The following is a 16,194-nucleotide window of genomic DNA, read 5'->3' on the forward strand; positions in this document are numbered from 1 at the left end:
GCTCACTGCGGAACCTTGGCCGTCAGTTCAGCGGGCCATGGCTGCTTTGCGTCGAGGCGCACCCAGGCCACGCCAGGCAAGCCCACTTTTACCAAAGCCAGGTGCTTTTGCAGCAGCTCGCGGCTGATCTGCGCTTTCACGCGGAACATCAGCTTCTGGCGCTCGCTGGCCGTTTCCACCGTTTTCGGCGTGAACTGCGCGCTGGCGGCGACAAACGAAATCGTCGCCGGAATCACGTAATTGGGCGCCGCATCGAGGATGATGCGCACTTCGCCGCCCATCGCCACCTTGCCGGCCGCCGTCTCGGGCAGGAAGAAGGTCATGTAGACGTCCGACAGGTCGACCAGGTTGAGCACCTTGCCGCCGCCGGCCAGCACTTCGCCCTGCTGCGCCACCAGGTATTGCACGCGGCCGTCGCGCGGCGCCGCCAGCTGGCCATCGGCCAGGTCGGCGTCGATGCGCGCGGTGGTCGCCTCGGCGGCGACGACGGCGGAACGCGAACCGACCACTTGCGCTTTTGCCGCGTCGATGGCCGCCTGCGCCGCCGTCACCTGCGCCTTGGCCGCATTCAGGGCGGCGGCCACGCTGCGCACGCGGGCGCGGTCATCGTCGAGTTCCTGCACCGAGGAAGCCCCCTCTTTCGACAAGGTTTCGGAGCGGGCCAGGCGGCGCCGGGCCGCATCGAGTTCACTTTCGCGCTGCGCCACGATGGCCAGCGCGGCGGCCTTGTCGCTCTCGCGCACGGCCACTTGCGCCTGCGCGCCGACCACGGCGTCGGACGCCTGCTGCTGGCGCGCGCGCGCCTCGTCGCGCTGGGCCGTCAGCGAATCGACCTGCATGGTGGCCAGCGGCTGGCCCGCCTTGACGAAGTCGCCCTCGCGCACGAGGATCTCCTTGACCCGGCCGGCCAGCTTGGTGGCGACGTCGACTTCCGTCGCCTCGATGCGGCCATTGCCGCTGACAAAACCTTCGCCAGGGCCCGTGGGGCGCATTTTTTGCCAGGCCACGTAGCCCAGCACGAGCACGGCCACGACCAGCGCGGCGGGGATGAGTTTTTTCTTCAGTTGAGCATTCATGGTATCGGGGCGATCAAATTAGTGGGTGGAAGCGGCGGCGGGTGCGGGTGCGCCGCCGCCCAGGGCCGCGTACAGGCTGACCTGGCTGGACAGCAGCGCGCGGCGCGTCTGCACCAGCTGCTGCTCGACCGTCAGCAGGTCGCGCTGTGCATCGAGCACTTCCAGGTAGGGCGCGGCGCCATTGTCATAGCGCAGCTTGGCCAGGCGCGCCCGTTCGCTCTGCGCCGCCAGCGTGGTCTTGCCGATATCGACCTGCAGCGCCAGCCAGCGCCGGTTCGACAACGCGTCGGCCACTTCGCGGAAGGCGCCCTGCACGCTCTTTTCATAATTGGCCACGGCCACGTCGCGGCGCACCTCGGCCAGGTCCATATTGGCGCGGATGCGGCCCGCGTCAAAGATCGGCAGCACCAGGCGCGGCGCGAAATTCCAGGCGCCGCTGCCCGAATCGAACAGGCCGCTCAATTCCGCGCTGGCCGTGCCATAGCCAGCCGTCAGCGAAATCGTGGGGAAGAAGGCGGCGCGCGCGGCTCCGATATTGGCTTGCGCGGCACGCAACTGGTGCTCGGCCGCCATCAGGTCGGGACGCTGCGTGAGCAAGGCCGAAGGCAGGCCCGCATGCAGCGGCTGCAGCACGCTGGCATCGTCGAAGCGGCGCACCTCGCCAGCCACAGGCGCCAGGTCGACGGGGCCGCCCCAGCTGGGCCAGCGCGTGCGCCTGCACGGCGCGCGCCTGCTCCAGCTGGGCCGACAGCGACAGGGCCTGGCTGAGCAGGGTTTCCACCTGCGTCAGGTCCAGCTTGGAAATCGACCCAACCTCGAAGCGGCGCGTAAAGATGCGCAGCGACTCGGCGCGGCTGTCGACGGTGGCGCGCGCCAGTTCCACGCGTTCGTCGAGTTCGCGCAAGCCCAGGTAGCCATTCGCCACCTGCGCCACCAGGGCCACGCTGATGGCGCGGCGCGCCTCGTCGCTGGCCAGCAGGGTTTGCAGCGCGCTGTCTTTCAGGCTGCGCACTCGGCCCCAGAAATCGAGCTCCCAGGCGCTCACGTTCAAGCCCGCCTGGTACTGCGCGCTCGTCATGGCGCGCCCCGTCGGGCTCAAGTCAGCCGGCACGCGCGCGCGGCTGCCGGAGGCGCCCAGCGCAATGGTGGGGAATTGTTCCGCGCGCTGGATGCCATACGCGGCGCGCGCCTCTTCCACGCGCAGGGCGGCGATGCGAATGTCGCGGTTGCTGGCCAGCGCTTGCGCAATGAGCGCCTGCAGGCGCGGATCGGCAAAGTAGGCTTGCCAGGCGACGTCGGGCGCGCTTGCGCCGGCAGCGTCAGTTTCCGGATACTGCGCCGCCACGGGCAGCGGCGGCGGCGCGTAAGGCGGCGCCAGCGAGGCGCAGCCGGCCAGGGCCAGCGCGGTGGCCAGCGCGGCCATCCTGGCGCGGTTGGGCAAAACAGAAACAGCCATGATCATCTTCTTCCAGTCAATTCAGAATGTTGTAGCCGCCATCGACATACAGGGTGCCGCCCGTGATGGCACGCGCGCCGTCGCCGGCGAGGAAGGCGCACAGCGCGCCCACGTCCTCGATGGTGGCCAGGCGGCGCATGGGCGAGCGCTCGATGGCGTCGGCCATCAGGCGGTCGAAATGGGCAATGCCGGAAGCGGCCCGCGTCTCCAGTGGCCCCGGCGAGATGGCGTTGACGCGGATGCCTTGCGGCCCCAGTTCGGCGGCCAGGTAGCGCACCGACGCTTCCAGCGCCGCCTTCACGGGCCCCATCAGGCCATAATCGGCGATGACTTCCTCGGCGCCCAGGTAACTCATGGTGGTCAAGCTGCCGCCGTGCGGCATCAGCGGTTCGGCCAGCTTCGCCATGCGCATGAAGGAATGGCAGGAAATGTCCATCGCCTGCGCGAAACCGTCGGCGGAACTGTCCGTCACGCGGCCATGCAAGTCTTGTTTGGGCGCGTAAGCGATGGAATGGACGACGAAATCGAGCGTGCCCCACTGCTGCGCAATCTGCGCGAACAGCGCCTCCAGTTGACCCGGCACGGCCACGTCGAGCGGCGCCATGATGGCCGCCTGCACTTGCTGCGCCAGCGGCTCCACGTGCGGACGGGCCTTGTCATTGAGCCAGGTCACGGCCAGTTCGGCGCCGGCCGCGCGCAGCGCGCTGGCACAGCCCCAGGCGATGCTTTGCGCATTGGCGATGCCCACCACCAGGCCCCGCTTGCCCTGCAAGGGCAAGTGCGGGCGCAAGTCGGCCGTCATGCCTGGACGGGACGCAGGGCGGGCCACGGCGTGGCCGCATGCACGCAGCGCACCGCGCCAGTACGCATGGCGGCCGCGCTCATGGCCAGGGTCACGCCGCCGGCGCGCGCATACGGCAAGGCAATCGGCGTGTGGGGATGGAGGGTATTGCACGCGTCAGGCGCGGGGGTGTGCATCTTCATGAATCGGCTTCCGTCACTGAAATTCGAGGCCGGCACCAGTGCATTGTCGGGGAACTGGTACAGGGCGAAAATTACTCTACAGCATTTAGATACGTGATTCGCGATGAGTCCGGTCCGCATGCTTATCGTTTTGAGCTAGGTCAACTATAAGTGCGATTGCGGCAATGCAACATTGATGTAAATCAAATTTTACCTCAATATTATCTAAATGAAATATTTTTCAGGCAAGCGTGCGAGCATACGTATTTGATAATACTACCGGGCTGGCGGGAAGAAAAGGGAGCATGCCGGCGCCAATGCCGATTGTCTGGAAAACAAGCAGCGCCGGGCGATGGCACAAGGCCGGCAATGGGAAGGGGCGGAAAGGGGGCCATGCTATTGCGATGCAGCATGGCCCCGTGTATTACTGGAATGACGGCAGCGGCATTATTTGCCCGGCGCCGGGGCGCCACGCGAATACAGGTCGATGATGGTGCTGATGCCATCCTGGCAGACGGAGCAGAACGTCTCGCTGCGGTCGAACATGATGCATTGCATCTCGGGCCGGTAATAGCCGGATGATTCGTAGTTCGCGCCTTCGAAGGCGCCCACCGTATGGCGCTGCGGCGCCTTCGAGAACAGCTGCTGCGTGTATGCCAGGTCGGCCTTGAACAAATCGCTCATCTCGCTTTCAGGACGGTTGGCCGCGCGCAGGGCGGCGCGCTGCTTCTGGTATTCGCGCGCATGGCTGTCGTACGCGTCCTTCGGCCAGGGCGCGTCGGCAGCGGCGTGCCAGCCTTGACGTGGCTCTTCCATTTCAGCTTGGACGGATCACGCAGCGCCGTGGCGTTCGGCTCCCACGGCTCCTGGCGTTCGCCATTCGACTGGTAGGCCACGGGCGAGGTGTAGTACTCGTCGGCCAGGCCGGCGAAATGATGGCCGAATTCATGCACGAACAGGTAATTGGCCCAGTCGTTGTTCGCTGCCGCTGTGCTAAACTGGCCGAAGATGCCGCCGCCGCCATAGGTATCGTTATTGACGAGGATTTCGATGAATTCATACGGCGCGTACTGCGCCAGGTCGCGCAGCGCGCGGTTGTCCGTCGTCAGCACATAGCGCTCGCTGCCGAAGATGTCGTAGCGGGTGCCCAGCGGCGAAGCGTGATGCACGCCCGTCGATGGACGCGACACACCCGACTCCGGCGTCGGCGCGGCCATGGCCCACACGTTGAAGTCTTTGGCCCGCTCGCGAAATGGCGAGACGGTAAACAGGTGCTCGGCCAATTTCCGCGCCGTCGCCTCGAACTTGCCCATTTCGGCGGCCGTGTAGCCGTCGCCCATGATCAGCAGGTCGACCTTGCCGGACGACGGACCGCTGATGCGGATCGGAATTGGCTTGACGGGCGCCGGCGGCTGCTTGCGGATCACGTCCTGCGCGGCAGGATCGACATCGGTGCTCCACACAATGGAAAACAGGCCGCGTTCGTCGCGCTTGAGGATGCGCACGCGTACGGGATGCTCGGGCTGCGGGAAGCGCACGGATTCCTGGAAGGCGCGCGTGGTGGTTTTCGCTTCGTCGGTACTGGCCCACTCGCCGAAGATGGTGGAAAAGCCGCGCGAATACAGCACCTTGCCCGACTTGATGTCGACCACTTCCAGCATATTGTTGCCGCGGTTGCTGTCGTCGATGGGGCGCGCCAGGTTGCCCGGCCATGGCAAGGGCTCGACCAGCACGCGCTCGACCGCATAATGCTCGCCCAGCGCATTGCCGCTGTGCTGGTAGTCAAGGCGCATGGTGGCCGGCAGCGGGGCATTATCGGCCTGCGCGGCGGGGACAATGCCGGTGGCCAGCGCCAGCGCACAGAGGAAGGATCGAATCGGAGTCTGCTGCATCTCATTCCTAACACGGTAGAAAAACGGGTAAAAGAAGCGGTTTTCCAAACAAACAGCGGCGCCAGCGGCGGGCATGGAAAAATCCGGTGCGGCACATTGTAGCGACAGGAATAGGTACTGCAAAGCATCCAGCTTGACCGCGCCGCGCAATCCATTTATATTAGACTGACTAGTCGATTAATTAAAAGGAGAGCCAACCGCCATGCGCACCATCGATCCCGGCAAACACGCGGCCCGCCGCGACGCCATCCTCGCCGCCGCGCGCCACTGCTTCGCGCGCAAGGGCTTCCACCAGACCAGCACCGCCGCCATCTGCGCGCAAGCGGGCATGAGTCCCGGCAACCTGTTTCACTACTTCCCCACCAAGCAAGCATCATCATCGCCGCCATCGTCGACCAGGAAGGCAGCGAGACGGCCGCCTATTTCGCCGGCGTGCAAGGCAGCGCCGATGCGTACGGCGCGCTGCTCGACTTCATGGACCTGGTGCTGGCATTGGCGGCCGACGGGGACTTTGCGGGACTGGCGCTGGACATTGCCGCCGAAGCGATGCGCGACACGGATATCGCGGCCAGGGTGGCGCGCAACGACGCCAGCCTGCGCGGCGGCCTGCAAACCTTGCTGGAAGAGGCGGCCGCACAGGGCCAGGTCGACGCCGCGCTAGACGCCGCGCAAACGGCCGGCTGGATCGCAGCGCTGATCGACGGCATCTTCAACCGGGTCGCCGTCGATCCCGATTATGTACCGCTGGCGCAGCGCGCCAGCCTGCACCTGCTATTGGCGCGCTTCCTGCGCCCTGCCCTGGCATGAGCGCCGCCATGACAACTCCGCCCACGCGCATCGCCGACGTCGACGCCCTGCGCGGCTGCGCCCTGTTCGGCATTTGGTGGTCAATATCGGCGCCTTCGCCACGCCCTGGTTTGGCCTGGGCTTGACCGATCCCGCCTTTCACGGCGGCGTGGACCGCGCCGCGCATTTTCTCGTCGCGCTGCTGTTCGAGACCAAGTTCTATCTGCTGTTTTCCTTCCTGTTCGGCTACAGCTTCACCTTGCAGATGCAGGCGGCCGCGCGCGCCGACGCGCCGTTCGTGCCGCGCATGCTGCGCCGGCAAGCGGGCCTGTGGCTGATCGGCGCCCTGCATGCCGTGTTCCTGTTTCATGGCGACATACTCACCACCTACGCCGTGCTGGGCATCGTGCTGCTGGCGCTGCACCGCTGCGGCGAACGCCAGGCACTGTCCGTGGCGCTGCTTCTGATTACCGTCTGCGCCGCATTCTGGGCAGGCATGGCCTGGCTGCAAAGCCTGCAGCCGGCGGGCGACGCGGCGGACAACGCCGTGGCGATGGCGCAAAAGGCGGCATCGGCGCTGGCCGCCTACCGCGCCACGCCGGCAACCGTCGTCAATCAGCACCTGCGCGAACTGAGCGACATCTGGATCGTCCTGCTGCTGGTGCAGGCACCGTGCGCGCTGGCCATGTTCCTGTGCGGCCTGGCCGCCGGCAAGCGCGAGATGCTGCTGCACGCGGCCGACTATCTGCCGCTGCGCCGGCGCCTGCTGTGGGCCGGCGCCCTGGCGGGATTGCCCGGCGCAGTCTTGTATGCATGGACCTCCGTCTATGGGGACAGCCCGGCATGGCAGGTGGCGGGACTGGCCGTCGGCCTGGCGACGGCGCCGCTGCTGGCGGGCGCCTACCTGGCATTGGCGCTGGCCCTGTTCGAGCGCTTGCGCGACGGCAGGCTGTTTGCCCTGCTGGCCGACACGGGCCGCATGGCCCTGTCGAACTACCTGCTGCAGTCGGCCATCTGCGCCTGGCTGTTCCTCGCGTATGGTGCGCGCTTGATGGGCAGCGTCTCGCCGCTGGGCGCCCTGGCGCTGGCCGTCATCATCTTCAGCCTGCAGCTGCCCCTGAGCCGCTGGTGGCTGCGCGGCCACGCGTATGGCCCTGTCGAGTGGCTGCTGCGGGCCTTGACGATCGCAGCGTGGCCGCGCTGGCGGCGCGCCAGTGCAAGCTACTTGTAGCGGTACAGGGGCTGGCGCAGCTGGATCGGGCGGATGTCGAGGCGCAATTTCAGCACCGAATACGCTTCCGCCTCGGTCGAGCTGTAGCCGACGCTGTTGACCGTTTTACTGAAGCGGAACTCGAAGCCCAGGTCCGGGTACGGGTCGCGCGGGTTACCGAAGGCGATGCCGATGGCTTCCTGCTGCGCGTTGTCGATCAAATTGCCCATCAGGTCGAGCACGGCGTTGTTGCCGAGGATATCGTTGGTAAACACGGGTTCGCGCATGTCCGGCTGGTTTGGATCGAGCTTGTTGTCGGCCTTGTCCGGCGAGGGCGTGAAGACACGCGTGACGAGGTTGAATTTGTCGCCCCGGTCCAGGTAGCTGATGGCCGCGTTGCTGATATTGAAATTTTTCACGCCGCGGTCGCTGATGGCGCCCGACAGGTCGATCAGCAGGGCACCGCTGTAGCCGATGACCTCCACGTCGCGCATGGCGTCGACCACCATGGCGCTGTTTTCATCGATGCCCAGTCCCAGGTGATAGCCTTTTTTCAGCATCACAGGAATCATGCGCGCGAAACGGCCGCGCACCAGCAGATGCTGGTCGACGAAGACGTCGCTGCCGATGAAGCCCAGGCCCGGCGCAATCTCGCGGCCATCCGTCACGCCCATCTTGAGCATGTCGAGCACGGGCTTGGCGTCGTAGAACATGGTGGTGCTCATGATGGCCGCGCCGGCGCTGGAGCCGGCGATCACGCCGCCGTTGCGGTAGACCGACCAGATGGCTTCCAGCGCGGCCGTGCGGCTGCCGTCCGGGCGCAGCAAGGCTTGCGTGATGCGCCCTTGGTCACCGCCGGCAAAATAGATGCCGGTGGCCGACTTGATCTGCGTCACGATGGCAGGGTCTTCGGCCGCCTTGCGGTAATCGCGATTGGCAAGCTTGACAGCCAGCGGCACGAAAAAGGCATCGGCGCCATACTGATTGAGCTTCCTGATGATGCTTTCACCGGATTTTTCCGGGTTCATCGCGGCCGAGGCCAGCACGGCGATGCGCGCGCCGGGACCGCCGGACAACTTGACGATACGCTGCCACACTTCGGCATTGTCGGCGCGCAGGCCGCCGCCGATGATGACGAGGGTGCCCTGCGGCGCGCTGCCGATGGCGCTGCCGCCAGGCGCCGCCACGGCATGGAAGCTGCACAATGCCAGTGCGAACAGCAGCGCGGCACGGAATGTGTGATACAGGCTTGCGGATGATTTCATGGTGCCTTTCGAATACAAGGAAAGTGGCGCGCGCTTGCTGACACAGGCGCGCACCCTTGCTGCCAAAACTGCTGCTTGTAACCCAATTGCCTCGAACTACGATACTACTTGCCGCATATGACAGCGTTGTTGCGCTATCTCCACGCTTCTATGTAAAACTGCTTACTTGAAGCTGTAATTGGCGCTGGCATAAAAGCGCCGGCCGCGCGGGTCCGCGTAGGTCGGGTCATAGCCGGAGAGGAAATAGTAGGCCTGGTTTGAGTACGGCGGACTGGTATTGAACAGATTCTGTATGCCGGCGCGCAGCTTGAACTGCTGGCTGACCGCATACGCGCCCGACATGTCCCACAGCGTGTAGGCCTTCACCCGGTTCGGCTTGACCACGCTGCCATCGTCCGTGTTGATGGCCGAGTTCTGGTCATCGTAGCCGCTCGAATACGTGTTCGACAGGCTGGCCGAATACGGACCGCTGTCCCAGTCCAGGGTGATCGTATGGCGCCAGCGCTGCACCACGCCGTCCGTGACAAACTTGTTCAGATTGCTGATGAAGACGTCGCCGGGGCTGGTCTGGATTTTTGAGCCGCGCACATAGGTGCCGCTCAGGTGGCCGCCAAAGCGCCCCCATGCCGTTTTCACGCCGTGCAGGTCGGCCGTGATATCGATGCCCGAAGCTTTTTGCGCGCCGCGGTTCTCCTTGCGCAGTTCGATGTAGCGGATTTCATTGTCTTCGTCGCGGTGCACCAGGTCGCCGTACTTGGACAGGTTGGACAGGATGATGTCGTCGCCGATTTCGCTGATCAGGTTCGTGCGCCGGATGTTCCAGTAGTCGGCACTGAAGGTCCAGTGCTGGCTGGGTTCGAGCACCACGCCGGCCGTGAACTGGCGGCTGCGCTCCGGTTTCAGCTTGTCATTGCTGTAGCGGCGCGTACGCCAGTTGTCGGCGCAGACGGAGTAGTCGTTGTTCTCGCTCGCGCAGTACACGGGATCGGGCAGGGTCGCCGTCTGGCTATAGACGGTGGGCCGATGCAGGTCCGACATCGACGGCGCGCGGAAACCCTTGCCGGCCGAGGCGCGCAGCAGCACCTCCTTGCTGGGCATGTAGGTCAGGCCTACCTTCGGACTGAGGGCGCCACCCACTTGCTGGTAATGGTCATAGCGGCCGGACAGCTGCGCCTGCCATTGCTTGCTGAACGGCAATAGCAATTCACTATAGATGGCCTGCACATTGCGGCTGTCGCTGGTGGCCACGCCTCCTTCGGGCGCGTCATCGTTGGTGATATTACCGCTCATTAGCAATGCGGATGGCCGGAAATCCGTGCGCTCGCGCCGCACTTCGCCGCCCACCGCCAACGCCATGTCGCCGCCGCCCATGGACATCAAGGGACGCGACACCTTGAAATCGAGCGCATCCATGACGCCGCGCGCGTGCCGCACTTCGTCGTTGACCTGGATGCTCTCGAGCAGCGCCTTACCCGCCGCGCTGGAGGGGCCGAAGGGATTGATGGTGCCATCCGTGATGCCCTTTTGTAGCTGGTCGGCCAGCAGGTAGCCGTGCGTGTCCTTGTCCCTGACCACATTGACACTGTGATTCAAGCCCACGTCGTAATCCCAGCCGCCCACGGTGCCGGTGGCGCCCACCACGTAACGCTGGCTTTCGCTGGTCAATTCGCTGGTGCGCATGCCCGCTTCGTTCAGGCGGATGCGCAGGGCCAGCGTGCCAGTCAACCCGGCGGCGTTCAGCTGCGGCACCATGCTGGCGTCGATTTCGCCATCCGGCCGCGCTGTCGATCCCACGTAATAGCTGCGCGAACGGCTCAACGCCACCTCCGCATACAACTGGTGATCGTTGTTCAATTTGAGGACGCCGCGCGTGAGCAGGTTCTGCTTGTCCGTTTTCGGATACAGCTCGGTGTCGCCCATGTAGTTATAGGTACACGCATCGACGCCGCCCGTGCCTGCCGGCAGGTACACATTGGCCGGTCCGCTGCAGCCTGGAATCGACAGATTAATCAGGCGATTCGTGATCGGCTGGCCATTGAGCAGGAAGCCCTGTTCCTGCAGGTAGTCGCGCTGGTCGCTGGAGAGGCGGATATTTGCCGGACTGGCGTAACTGGACAGCAAATGGCCGAGGCGTTCCGGCACATGCAGGTGCGGAATGAACTTGCGCTGCGAAGTGCTCAGACGGTCGGTTTTTTGCAGGTCGACCACGGCAAAGATATTGTAGCCATCCGTGGCCAGGTCGCCCGTTCCGGCCGTGATGCTGGCCGTGCGCTTGCCGGCGCCGCCTTCCTGCGTGCCGCTGCCGTAGGCGTTCAGCTCCACGCCCTGGTAATCCTTGCGCGTAATAAAATTGATGACGCCGCCGATGGCATCCGTGCCGTACAGGGCCGAGGCGCCGTCGAGCAGCACTTCCACGCGCTGCAGGGCGGCGGCGGGAATGTTATTCAGGTCCACGCCCGCATCGTCGCCGGGCGAGGCGAAGTTGGCCATGCGCCGGCCATTGAGCAGCACCAGCGTGGACGAGGTGCCCACACCGCGCAGGTTGGCGCTGTTGAAGCCGCGCTGGTCGCCGCCCACGTTGATGCTGACGCCATCGGTCAGGCCGCCCACATTGGCCGAGACGCGCGCCATCAGCTCGGCCGCCGTCGTCACGCCCGCCTTTTCGATGTCGGCACGGGTGATGACCTGCACCGGCAGCGCCGTTTCCGATTCCAGGCGCTTGATGGCCGACCCCGTGATCTCCACGCGCTGCATTTTTTTTGACGCCGGCTCCACGTCCGGCCCCTGTTCCTGCGCCTGCGCGCCGCCGGCCAGCATGCCCAGCGCCGCCGACACGCTCAGCGCGCCCAGCGCCAGCCGCACGCCTTGCGCCAATACCGACTCGCGTGGCAAGAAGCCACCGTCCCGTCTTTTCATCTGCATGGTCACTCTCCCCGGATGTTGATGCCTGATTTTTATAATGATTTTGGGACTGCCTTGCGTTGCCTTGAAGCTGTTTTCCGCGGGCCCTGCACGCCATGTTCGCCGCCATACAGATAGGCGGCGATGACTTCGCTCAAGCGGGCCGCTTTTTCTACGTTCTTCCTGTTCGATACCATCAGCGCCACGGCCAGCGCCTCGATCATGGCCAGCGCCGTGCTGGCGCTGCTGGGCAGGACGGGATGCGTGCTTTGCGCATACAGCGCGTGGTCGGCCAGTTCGGCCAGGGGGGACGCGGGAGAGTCGGTGAGCGCCACGATGCAGGCGCCGCGGTCGCGCGCGAAGCCGGCCAGGCCGATGCAGTCGAGCGTGTAGCGGGGGAACGAGATCACCACCAGCACGTCGTGCGCCGTCAGGTTGACCAGATGTCCGGCTGCCACTTCCGAACCGCCGATGCCCACCACTTCCACCACATGCGGGCAGAACGGCTGCAGATGCTGCACCAGCATGCCCGCCAGGTTGGCCGACAGGCCAAAACCCATCACATATACCACCTTGGCGCGCGTCAGGCGGCGCACCACGGCCTGCATGGCGGGCGGCGACAGGGCATCGGACGTGGCGGCGATGTTCGCGGCCGCATATTCCAGGCTTTCCGTGATGGGCGAGGTGGCGCGCGCGCGCCGCTGTATCGTGCGGCGCAGTTTGTCGTCGACCGGCTGCAACAGCGATTGCAGGGTTTCGGCCATGGCGCCGCGCATGGCCGAATAATTCTTCTGGCCGATATCGCGCGCGAAGCGGCTGATGGTGGCCGTCGACACCTGGCAGCTGTCGGCCAGTTCCTCGATGCCCAGCGCCGTCACGCGCATCTGGTTGCGCAGCAAATAGTCGGCGATCTGCCGCTGCGAAGCCGAGCCGCCGGCCAGCACGTGCATCAGCGCCTGCCCCAGCGGCGATTGCGCGAACGCGGCGTCGGGCGACGCCAGCGTGTTGGCAGGTGGCGTGGGGGTGCTGCTTCTGGCAGGACTGGCGGATGCGCTCATATCGCTGGCGGCCTGTGTTCTAGTGTGTGGCGAATGACGGACAAGGAGGCGAAAACGGGTCGCTGGAACTTACTGTACGCATATCAAAAAGAAAACTCAACAAATATTTGTAAAAGGATTTTCATTGATTTACTTCGTGAAAATATTGCTACATAATCGACCGGAATCCATCAACCATGCACCTTTTCGGGGCGCCCACCATGCAAGTACAACAGCATTCCATCTCCACCGCGCACGCCAGCATGTCATGCCAATTGAGCAGCTTCCACTTCGGCACTGCGGCCGCCACCAGCCGCAGCGGCAAGAAGGTGTATATCCAGGCGGCGCTGCACGCGGACGAGGTGCCGGGCATGCTGGTGTCGCAATTTCTGCGCCGCGAACTGCTGGCGCTGGAAGCGGCGGGCAAGGTGCATGGCGAAATCATCCTGGTGCCGGCCGCCAACCCGATCGGCCTGGCGCAAGCTATCCATGGCGCGCCGTTCGGCCGCTTCGACCTGACCACCGGCATCAACTTCAACCGCGCCTACCGCCATGTGGCCGATGAATTGAAAACCACGCTCGATGGCCAGCTGGGGCAGGATGCGCAAGCCAACGTGGCGCTGATACGCGCGCATGCGCGCGCCGCCGTCGCCGCCTGGCGCCCAGGCACGGATGCGGAGACGCTGAAGAAAACCCTGCTGGGCATGGCCATCGATGCCGATATCGTACTCGACCTGCATTGCGATAACGAAGCGGCCCTGCACATTTATACGGGCACGCCGCTGGCGGCGCAGATCGCGCCCCTGTCCGCGCTATTGGGCGCACGCGCCGTGCTGCTGGAACTGGCCGCCGGCGAAGAGCCGTTCGACGAAGCCTGCAGCCGCTTGTGGTGGGATCTGGACGCGCACTTCGGCGGCCGCTATCCGATTCCCGCCGCCTGCCTGTCGACCACCGTCGAACTGCGCGGCGAAGTGGAGGTGAGCTACGCCTTGGCCGAGCGCGACGCCGCCGCCCTGCTGCGCTTTCTCGCCATCGAGGGCGTGCTGGAGATCGCCGGCGCCGGCGACGACCTGCCCGCGCCGCAATGCCAGCCCACGCCGCTGGCCGGCGTGGAACCCATCCTCGCGCCGCATCACGGCGTACTGGTCTACCTGCGCGAAATGGGCGACGTGCTGGCCGCCGGCGACGCGGTGGCCGACTTGATCGACCCCGTCAGCGGCGAGACGACGACCTTGCGCTGCACCGTCGCCGGCGTCTTTTTTGCGCGCAGCGCCCATCGCCACGTCCTGCGCGGCATGAACGTCGGCAAGGTCGCCGGGGCCGTCGCCTTCCGCGGCGGCAGCCTGCTGAGCCAATAAATGTCACAAAAAAGCGCCATGCGAAAATTCAAGCTCCCCAATACCTTCGTCCTGCTGTGCGCCATCCTGGCCATGATCGCCCTGGCGACCTGGCTGGTGCCGGGCGGGAAATTCGACACCCAGCTGGTCAACGGCAAGCAGCTGATCATCCCCGGCACGTTTCATTACGTAGCCAACAAGCCGCAGGGGCTGGCCGCGCTGATGATGGCGCCCATCAAGGGATTCGTCGACGCCAGCCTGATCATCGGCTTCGTGCTGATCGTCGGCGGCGCCTTCGCCGTGCTGCAAAAAACAGAAGCCTTCGACTCGCTGATCAAGGCCATCGCCAAGGCGCACACCAGTTCGCGCTTCGTGCGCGCCGCCATCATCCCCGTCTTCTTCACCATGTTTTCGCTGGGCGGCGCCACTTTCGGCATGAACGAGGAAGCGATTCCCTTCATCCTGATCTTCGTGCCGCTGGCCCTGGCCCTGGGCTACGACACCATCACCGGCGTGTCGATTCCCTTCATCGGCTCGCAGGTGGGCTTTTCCGCCGCCTTTTTAAATCCGTTCAACGTCGGCATCGCGCAGGGCATCGCCGGCGTGCCGATCTTTTCCGGCATCGGCTACCGCCTGATCGTGTGGGCCATCGCCACTGCCGTCAGCATCGTGTTCTTGATGTGGTACGCGGCGCGCATCAAGCGCCATCCGGAAAAAAGCCCGACCTACCTGCTCGACATCGAAAAGCGCAGCGAGCACACATTGGACCTGAACAGCTTTGCCGGCATGACGCGCACGCACCGCGCGGTACTGTGGATTTTCATGGCGACCCTGCTGACGATGGTCGTCGGCGTCGTCAAGTACGACTGGTTCATCGATGAAATCGCCGCCCTATTCCTGGTGATGGCCATCATCGTCGGCCTGGTCGGCCGGCTCGACATGGACAGCCTGGTGGCGTCGTTCGTGCAGGGCGCGCGCGACATGGTCAGCGTGGCGCTCGTCATCGCGCTGGCGCGCGGCACCATGATCCTGGCGCGCGACGCGCAGATCATCGACACCATGCTGCATGCATTGACGCCCCTGGTGGCCTCGTCGAGCCCCGTCTTCGCCGCGCAAAAGATGTTCTTCATGCAGTCGGTGATCAACTTCTTCATCCATTCGGGCAGCGGCCAGGCGGCGCTGACCATGCCCATCATGGCGCCGCTGGCCGACCTGGTGGGCGTGACGCGCCAGACGGCCATCCTGGCCTTCCAGTTCGGCGAATTCACCACGCCGATGATCCCCACCTCCGGCATCACCGTCGGCGTGCTGGCGCTGGCGCGCGTGCCGTGGATTACCTGGGCCAAATGGATGATCCCGCTGCAGCTGATCTACCTGGTGCTGGCGCTGCTGCTCTTGATTCCGCCCTGCCTGATGCACTGGCAGTGAGCGCCAGCCTGGCGGCTCAGGAAATCAACGCTGGTAGATATCGGGCACATACCGCTCCATCAGCGTCTCGGGCCTGAGCGGCGCCGTAAAGCCGTAGCGTGCATATAGATCATGCGCCGTGCTGGTGGCCAGCATGAATCGGCGCAAGCCCTGCAAGCCGGGATGCGCCATCACGGCCTCCATCAGGCGCTTGCTGTAGCCACGGCCGCGGTATTCTTCCAGCACATACACGTCGACCAGATAGGCAAACGTGGCGTAGTCGGTGACCACGCGGGCGAACGCCACCTGGCGGCCGTCCAGCATGCCGCCAAAGCAGAGCGAATGGTCGATCGCGCGCTGTACCGTGGCCAGCGGGATGCCGATGGCCCATGTCGATTGCGTGCCGAGAAAATGGTGGATGGCTGGAACGTCGAGTTCCGCCTTGTCGGTGCTGATTATCAGATGCGACATCGCGCAAGCCCTGCTATCGTTGAAAAACACGATCATCGGCCTTTTTGCCGCGGCTGTCACCAGGGATGCATAGAACCGGGGGCGCCGCCCGTTCCGATTGCCCATGATGGGATGCCATAAGGTGCTGCCAATACTGTTACCGATACTGCCTGCATGCCATCGCCGCGCTTACAGGGCGAGGGCGGCTTTTTCTTCGGCGCTCAAACGCCTGGCGCTCACATACACGGTGTGCATGGTGGCGTGATCGGCGCTGGCGGCGATGGGGGCCGGCGCGGCGCGGAACTTCGGCACGGCGGCGGTGGCCAGGCTGGTCGCGGCGGCGATGGCGATGATGGCAACGAAGATGGCTTCCATGTTTTTAGCGATGTTCATGATGGTGTCCTTTGGGTGGCT

14 protein-coding genes and 2 pseudogenes are annotated in these 16,194 nt (G+C 65.0%); 5 read left to right on the forward strand and 11 right to left on the reverse strand.

All coding sequences use genetic code 11. From position 1 onward, the window contains the following. Positions 1-2 precede the first annotated feature (2 nt). The 6 genes and pseudogenes from ACQVLG_RS03660 to ACQVLG_RS03685 all read right to left on the reverse strand — a co-directional run bounded on the left by ACQVLG_RS03660 (position 3) and on the right by ACQVLG_RS03685 (position 5,387). Positions 3-1,076, reverse strand: a complete 1,074-nt coding sequence (locus ACQVLG_RS03660) for an HlyD family secretion protein (RefSeq protein WP_474292868.1) — start codon at positions 1,074-1,076, stop codon at positions 3-5. Positions 1,077-1,094: 18 nt separating this feature from the next. Beyond that, positions 1,095-2,538, reverse strand: a pseudogene (locus tag ACQVLG_RS03665) (efflux transporter outer membrane subunit). A gap of 10 nt (positions 2,539-2,548) precedes the next feature. Further along, complete coding sequence (gene fabI, locus ACQVLG_RS03670) at positions 2,549-3,334, reverse strand: enoyl-ACP reductase FabI (RefSeq protein WP_474295530.1); 786 nt, start codon at positions 3,332-3,334, stop codon at positions 2,549-2,551. Then, positions 3,331-3,516: a hypothetical protein gene (locus ACQVLG_RS03675; RefSeq protein ID WP_230538942.1), complete on the reverse strand. Its 186-nt coding sequence runs from the start codon at positions 3,514-3,516 to the stop codon at positions 3,331-3,333. The genes fabI and ACQVLG_RS03675 overlap by 4 nt, the downstream gene beginning before the upstream one ends. Before the next feature lie 426 nt (positions 3,517-3,942). Then, positions 3,943-4,209: a M64 family metallopeptidase gene (locus ACQVLG_RS03680; RefSeq protein WP_474295532.1), complete on the reverse strand. Its 267-nt coding sequence runs from the start codon at positions 4,207-4,209 to the stop codon at positions 3,943-3,945. Continuing rightward, a complete protein-coding gene (locus ACQVLG_RS03685) occupies positions 4,176-5,387 on the reverse strand; it encodes a M64 family metallopeptidase (RefSeq protein WP_474292869.1) in 1,212 nt (403 codons plus the stop codon). Before ACQVLG_RS03685 ends, ACQVLG_RS03680 begins: the two co-directional genes overlap by 34 nt. Before the next feature lie 202 nt (positions 5,388-5,589). On the opposite strand from ACQVLG_RS03685, the pseudogene ACQVLG_RS03690 reads away from it, so the two are divergent. The 3 genes and pseudogenes from ACQVLG_RS03690 to ACQVLG_RS03700 all read left to right on the forward strand — a co-directional run. Then, positions 5,590-5,700: pseudogene (locus ACQVLG_RS03690) on the forward strand (TetR family transcriptional regulator); the annotation flags it as partial. 119 nt (positions 5,701-5,819) lie between these two features. Next, positions 5,820-6,194 (forward strand): TetR family transcriptional regulator C-terminal domain-containing protein, encoded by a 375-nt coding sequence (locus tag ACQVLG_RS03695; protein WP_474292870.1) that lies wholly within the window; start codon positions 5,820-5,822, stop codon positions 6,192-6,194. A gap of 76 nt (positions 6,195-6,270) precedes the next feature. Next, the gene (locus tag ACQVLG_RS03700) at positions 6,271-7,404 is read left to right on the forward strand and encodes a DUF418 domain-containing protein (protein WP_474292871.1); all 1,134 of its coding nucleotides are present in this window, start codon (positions 6,271-6,273) and stop codon (positions 7,402-7,404) included. Here ACQVLG_RS03700 and ACQVLG_RS03705 read toward each other — a convergent pair. The 3 genes from ACQVLG_RS03705 to ACQVLG_RS03715 all read right to left on the reverse strand — a co-directional run bounded on the left by ACQVLG_RS03705 (position 7,395) and on the right by ACQVLG_RS03715 (position 12,607). Continuing rightward, a complete protein-coding gene (locus ACQVLG_RS03705; protein WP_230538946.1) occupies positions 7,395-8,648 on the reverse strand; it encodes a cyanophycinase in 1,254 nt (417 codons plus the stop codon). The two genes, ACQVLG_RS03700 and ACQVLG_RS03705, sit on opposite strands and share 10 nt — an antisense overlap. Positions 8,649-8,810: 162 nt before the next feature. Continuing rightward, positions 8,811-11,570: a TonB-dependent receptor gene (locus tag ACQVLG_RS03710; protein WP_474292872.1), complete on the reverse strand. Its 2,760-nt coding sequence runs from the start codon at positions 11,568-11,570 to the stop codon at positions 8,811-8,813. Between the two features lie 32 nt (positions 11,571-11,602). Beyond that, positions 11,603-12,607, reverse strand: coding sequence for a MurR/RpiR family transcriptional regulator (locus ACQVLG_RS03715; protein ID WP_474292873.1), 1,005 nt, complete (start codon positions 12,605-12,607; stop codon positions 11,603-11,605). Between the two features lie 200 nt (positions 12,608-12,807). Here ACQVLG_RS03715 and ACQVLG_RS03720 point away from each other — a divergent pair, with 200 nt between their 5' ends. Continuing rightward, positions 12,808-13,944, forward strand: a complete 1,137-nt coding sequence (locus ACQVLG_RS03720) for a succinylglutamate desuccinylase/aspartoacylase family protein (protein WP_474292874.1) — start codon at positions 12,808-12,810, stop codon at positions 13,942-13,944. An 18-nt stretch (positions 13,945-13,962) separates the two neighbouring features. Then, on the forward strand, positions 13,963-15,351 hold the full coding sequence (locus ACQVLG_RS03725) for a YfcC family protein (protein WP_230538950.1): 1,389 nt from the start codon (positions 13,963-13,965) through the stop codon (positions 15,349-15,351). 24 nt (positions 15,352-15,375) lie between these two features. Here ACQVLG_RS03725 and ACQVLG_RS03730 read toward each other — a convergent pair whose 3' ends face one another. Both ACQVLG_RS03730 and ACQVLG_RS03735 read right to left on the reverse strand, forming a co-directional pair. After that, entirely contained in the window at positions 15,376-15,801 is a 426-nt protein-coding gene (locus ACQVLG_RS03730) for a GNAT family N-acetyltransferase (protein WP_230538951.1), read from the reverse strand. 168 nt (positions 15,802-15,969) lie between these two features. Next, positions 15,970-16,173 (reverse strand): hypothetical protein, encoded by a 204-nt coding sequence (locus tag ACQVLG_RS03735; protein ID WP_230538952.1) that lies wholly within the window; start codon positions 16,171-16,173, stop codon positions 15,970-15,972. Between the last annotated feature and the right edge of the window lie 21 nt (positions 16,174-16,194).

The organism is Janthinobacterium sp. TPC_1, assembly GCF_056037845.1.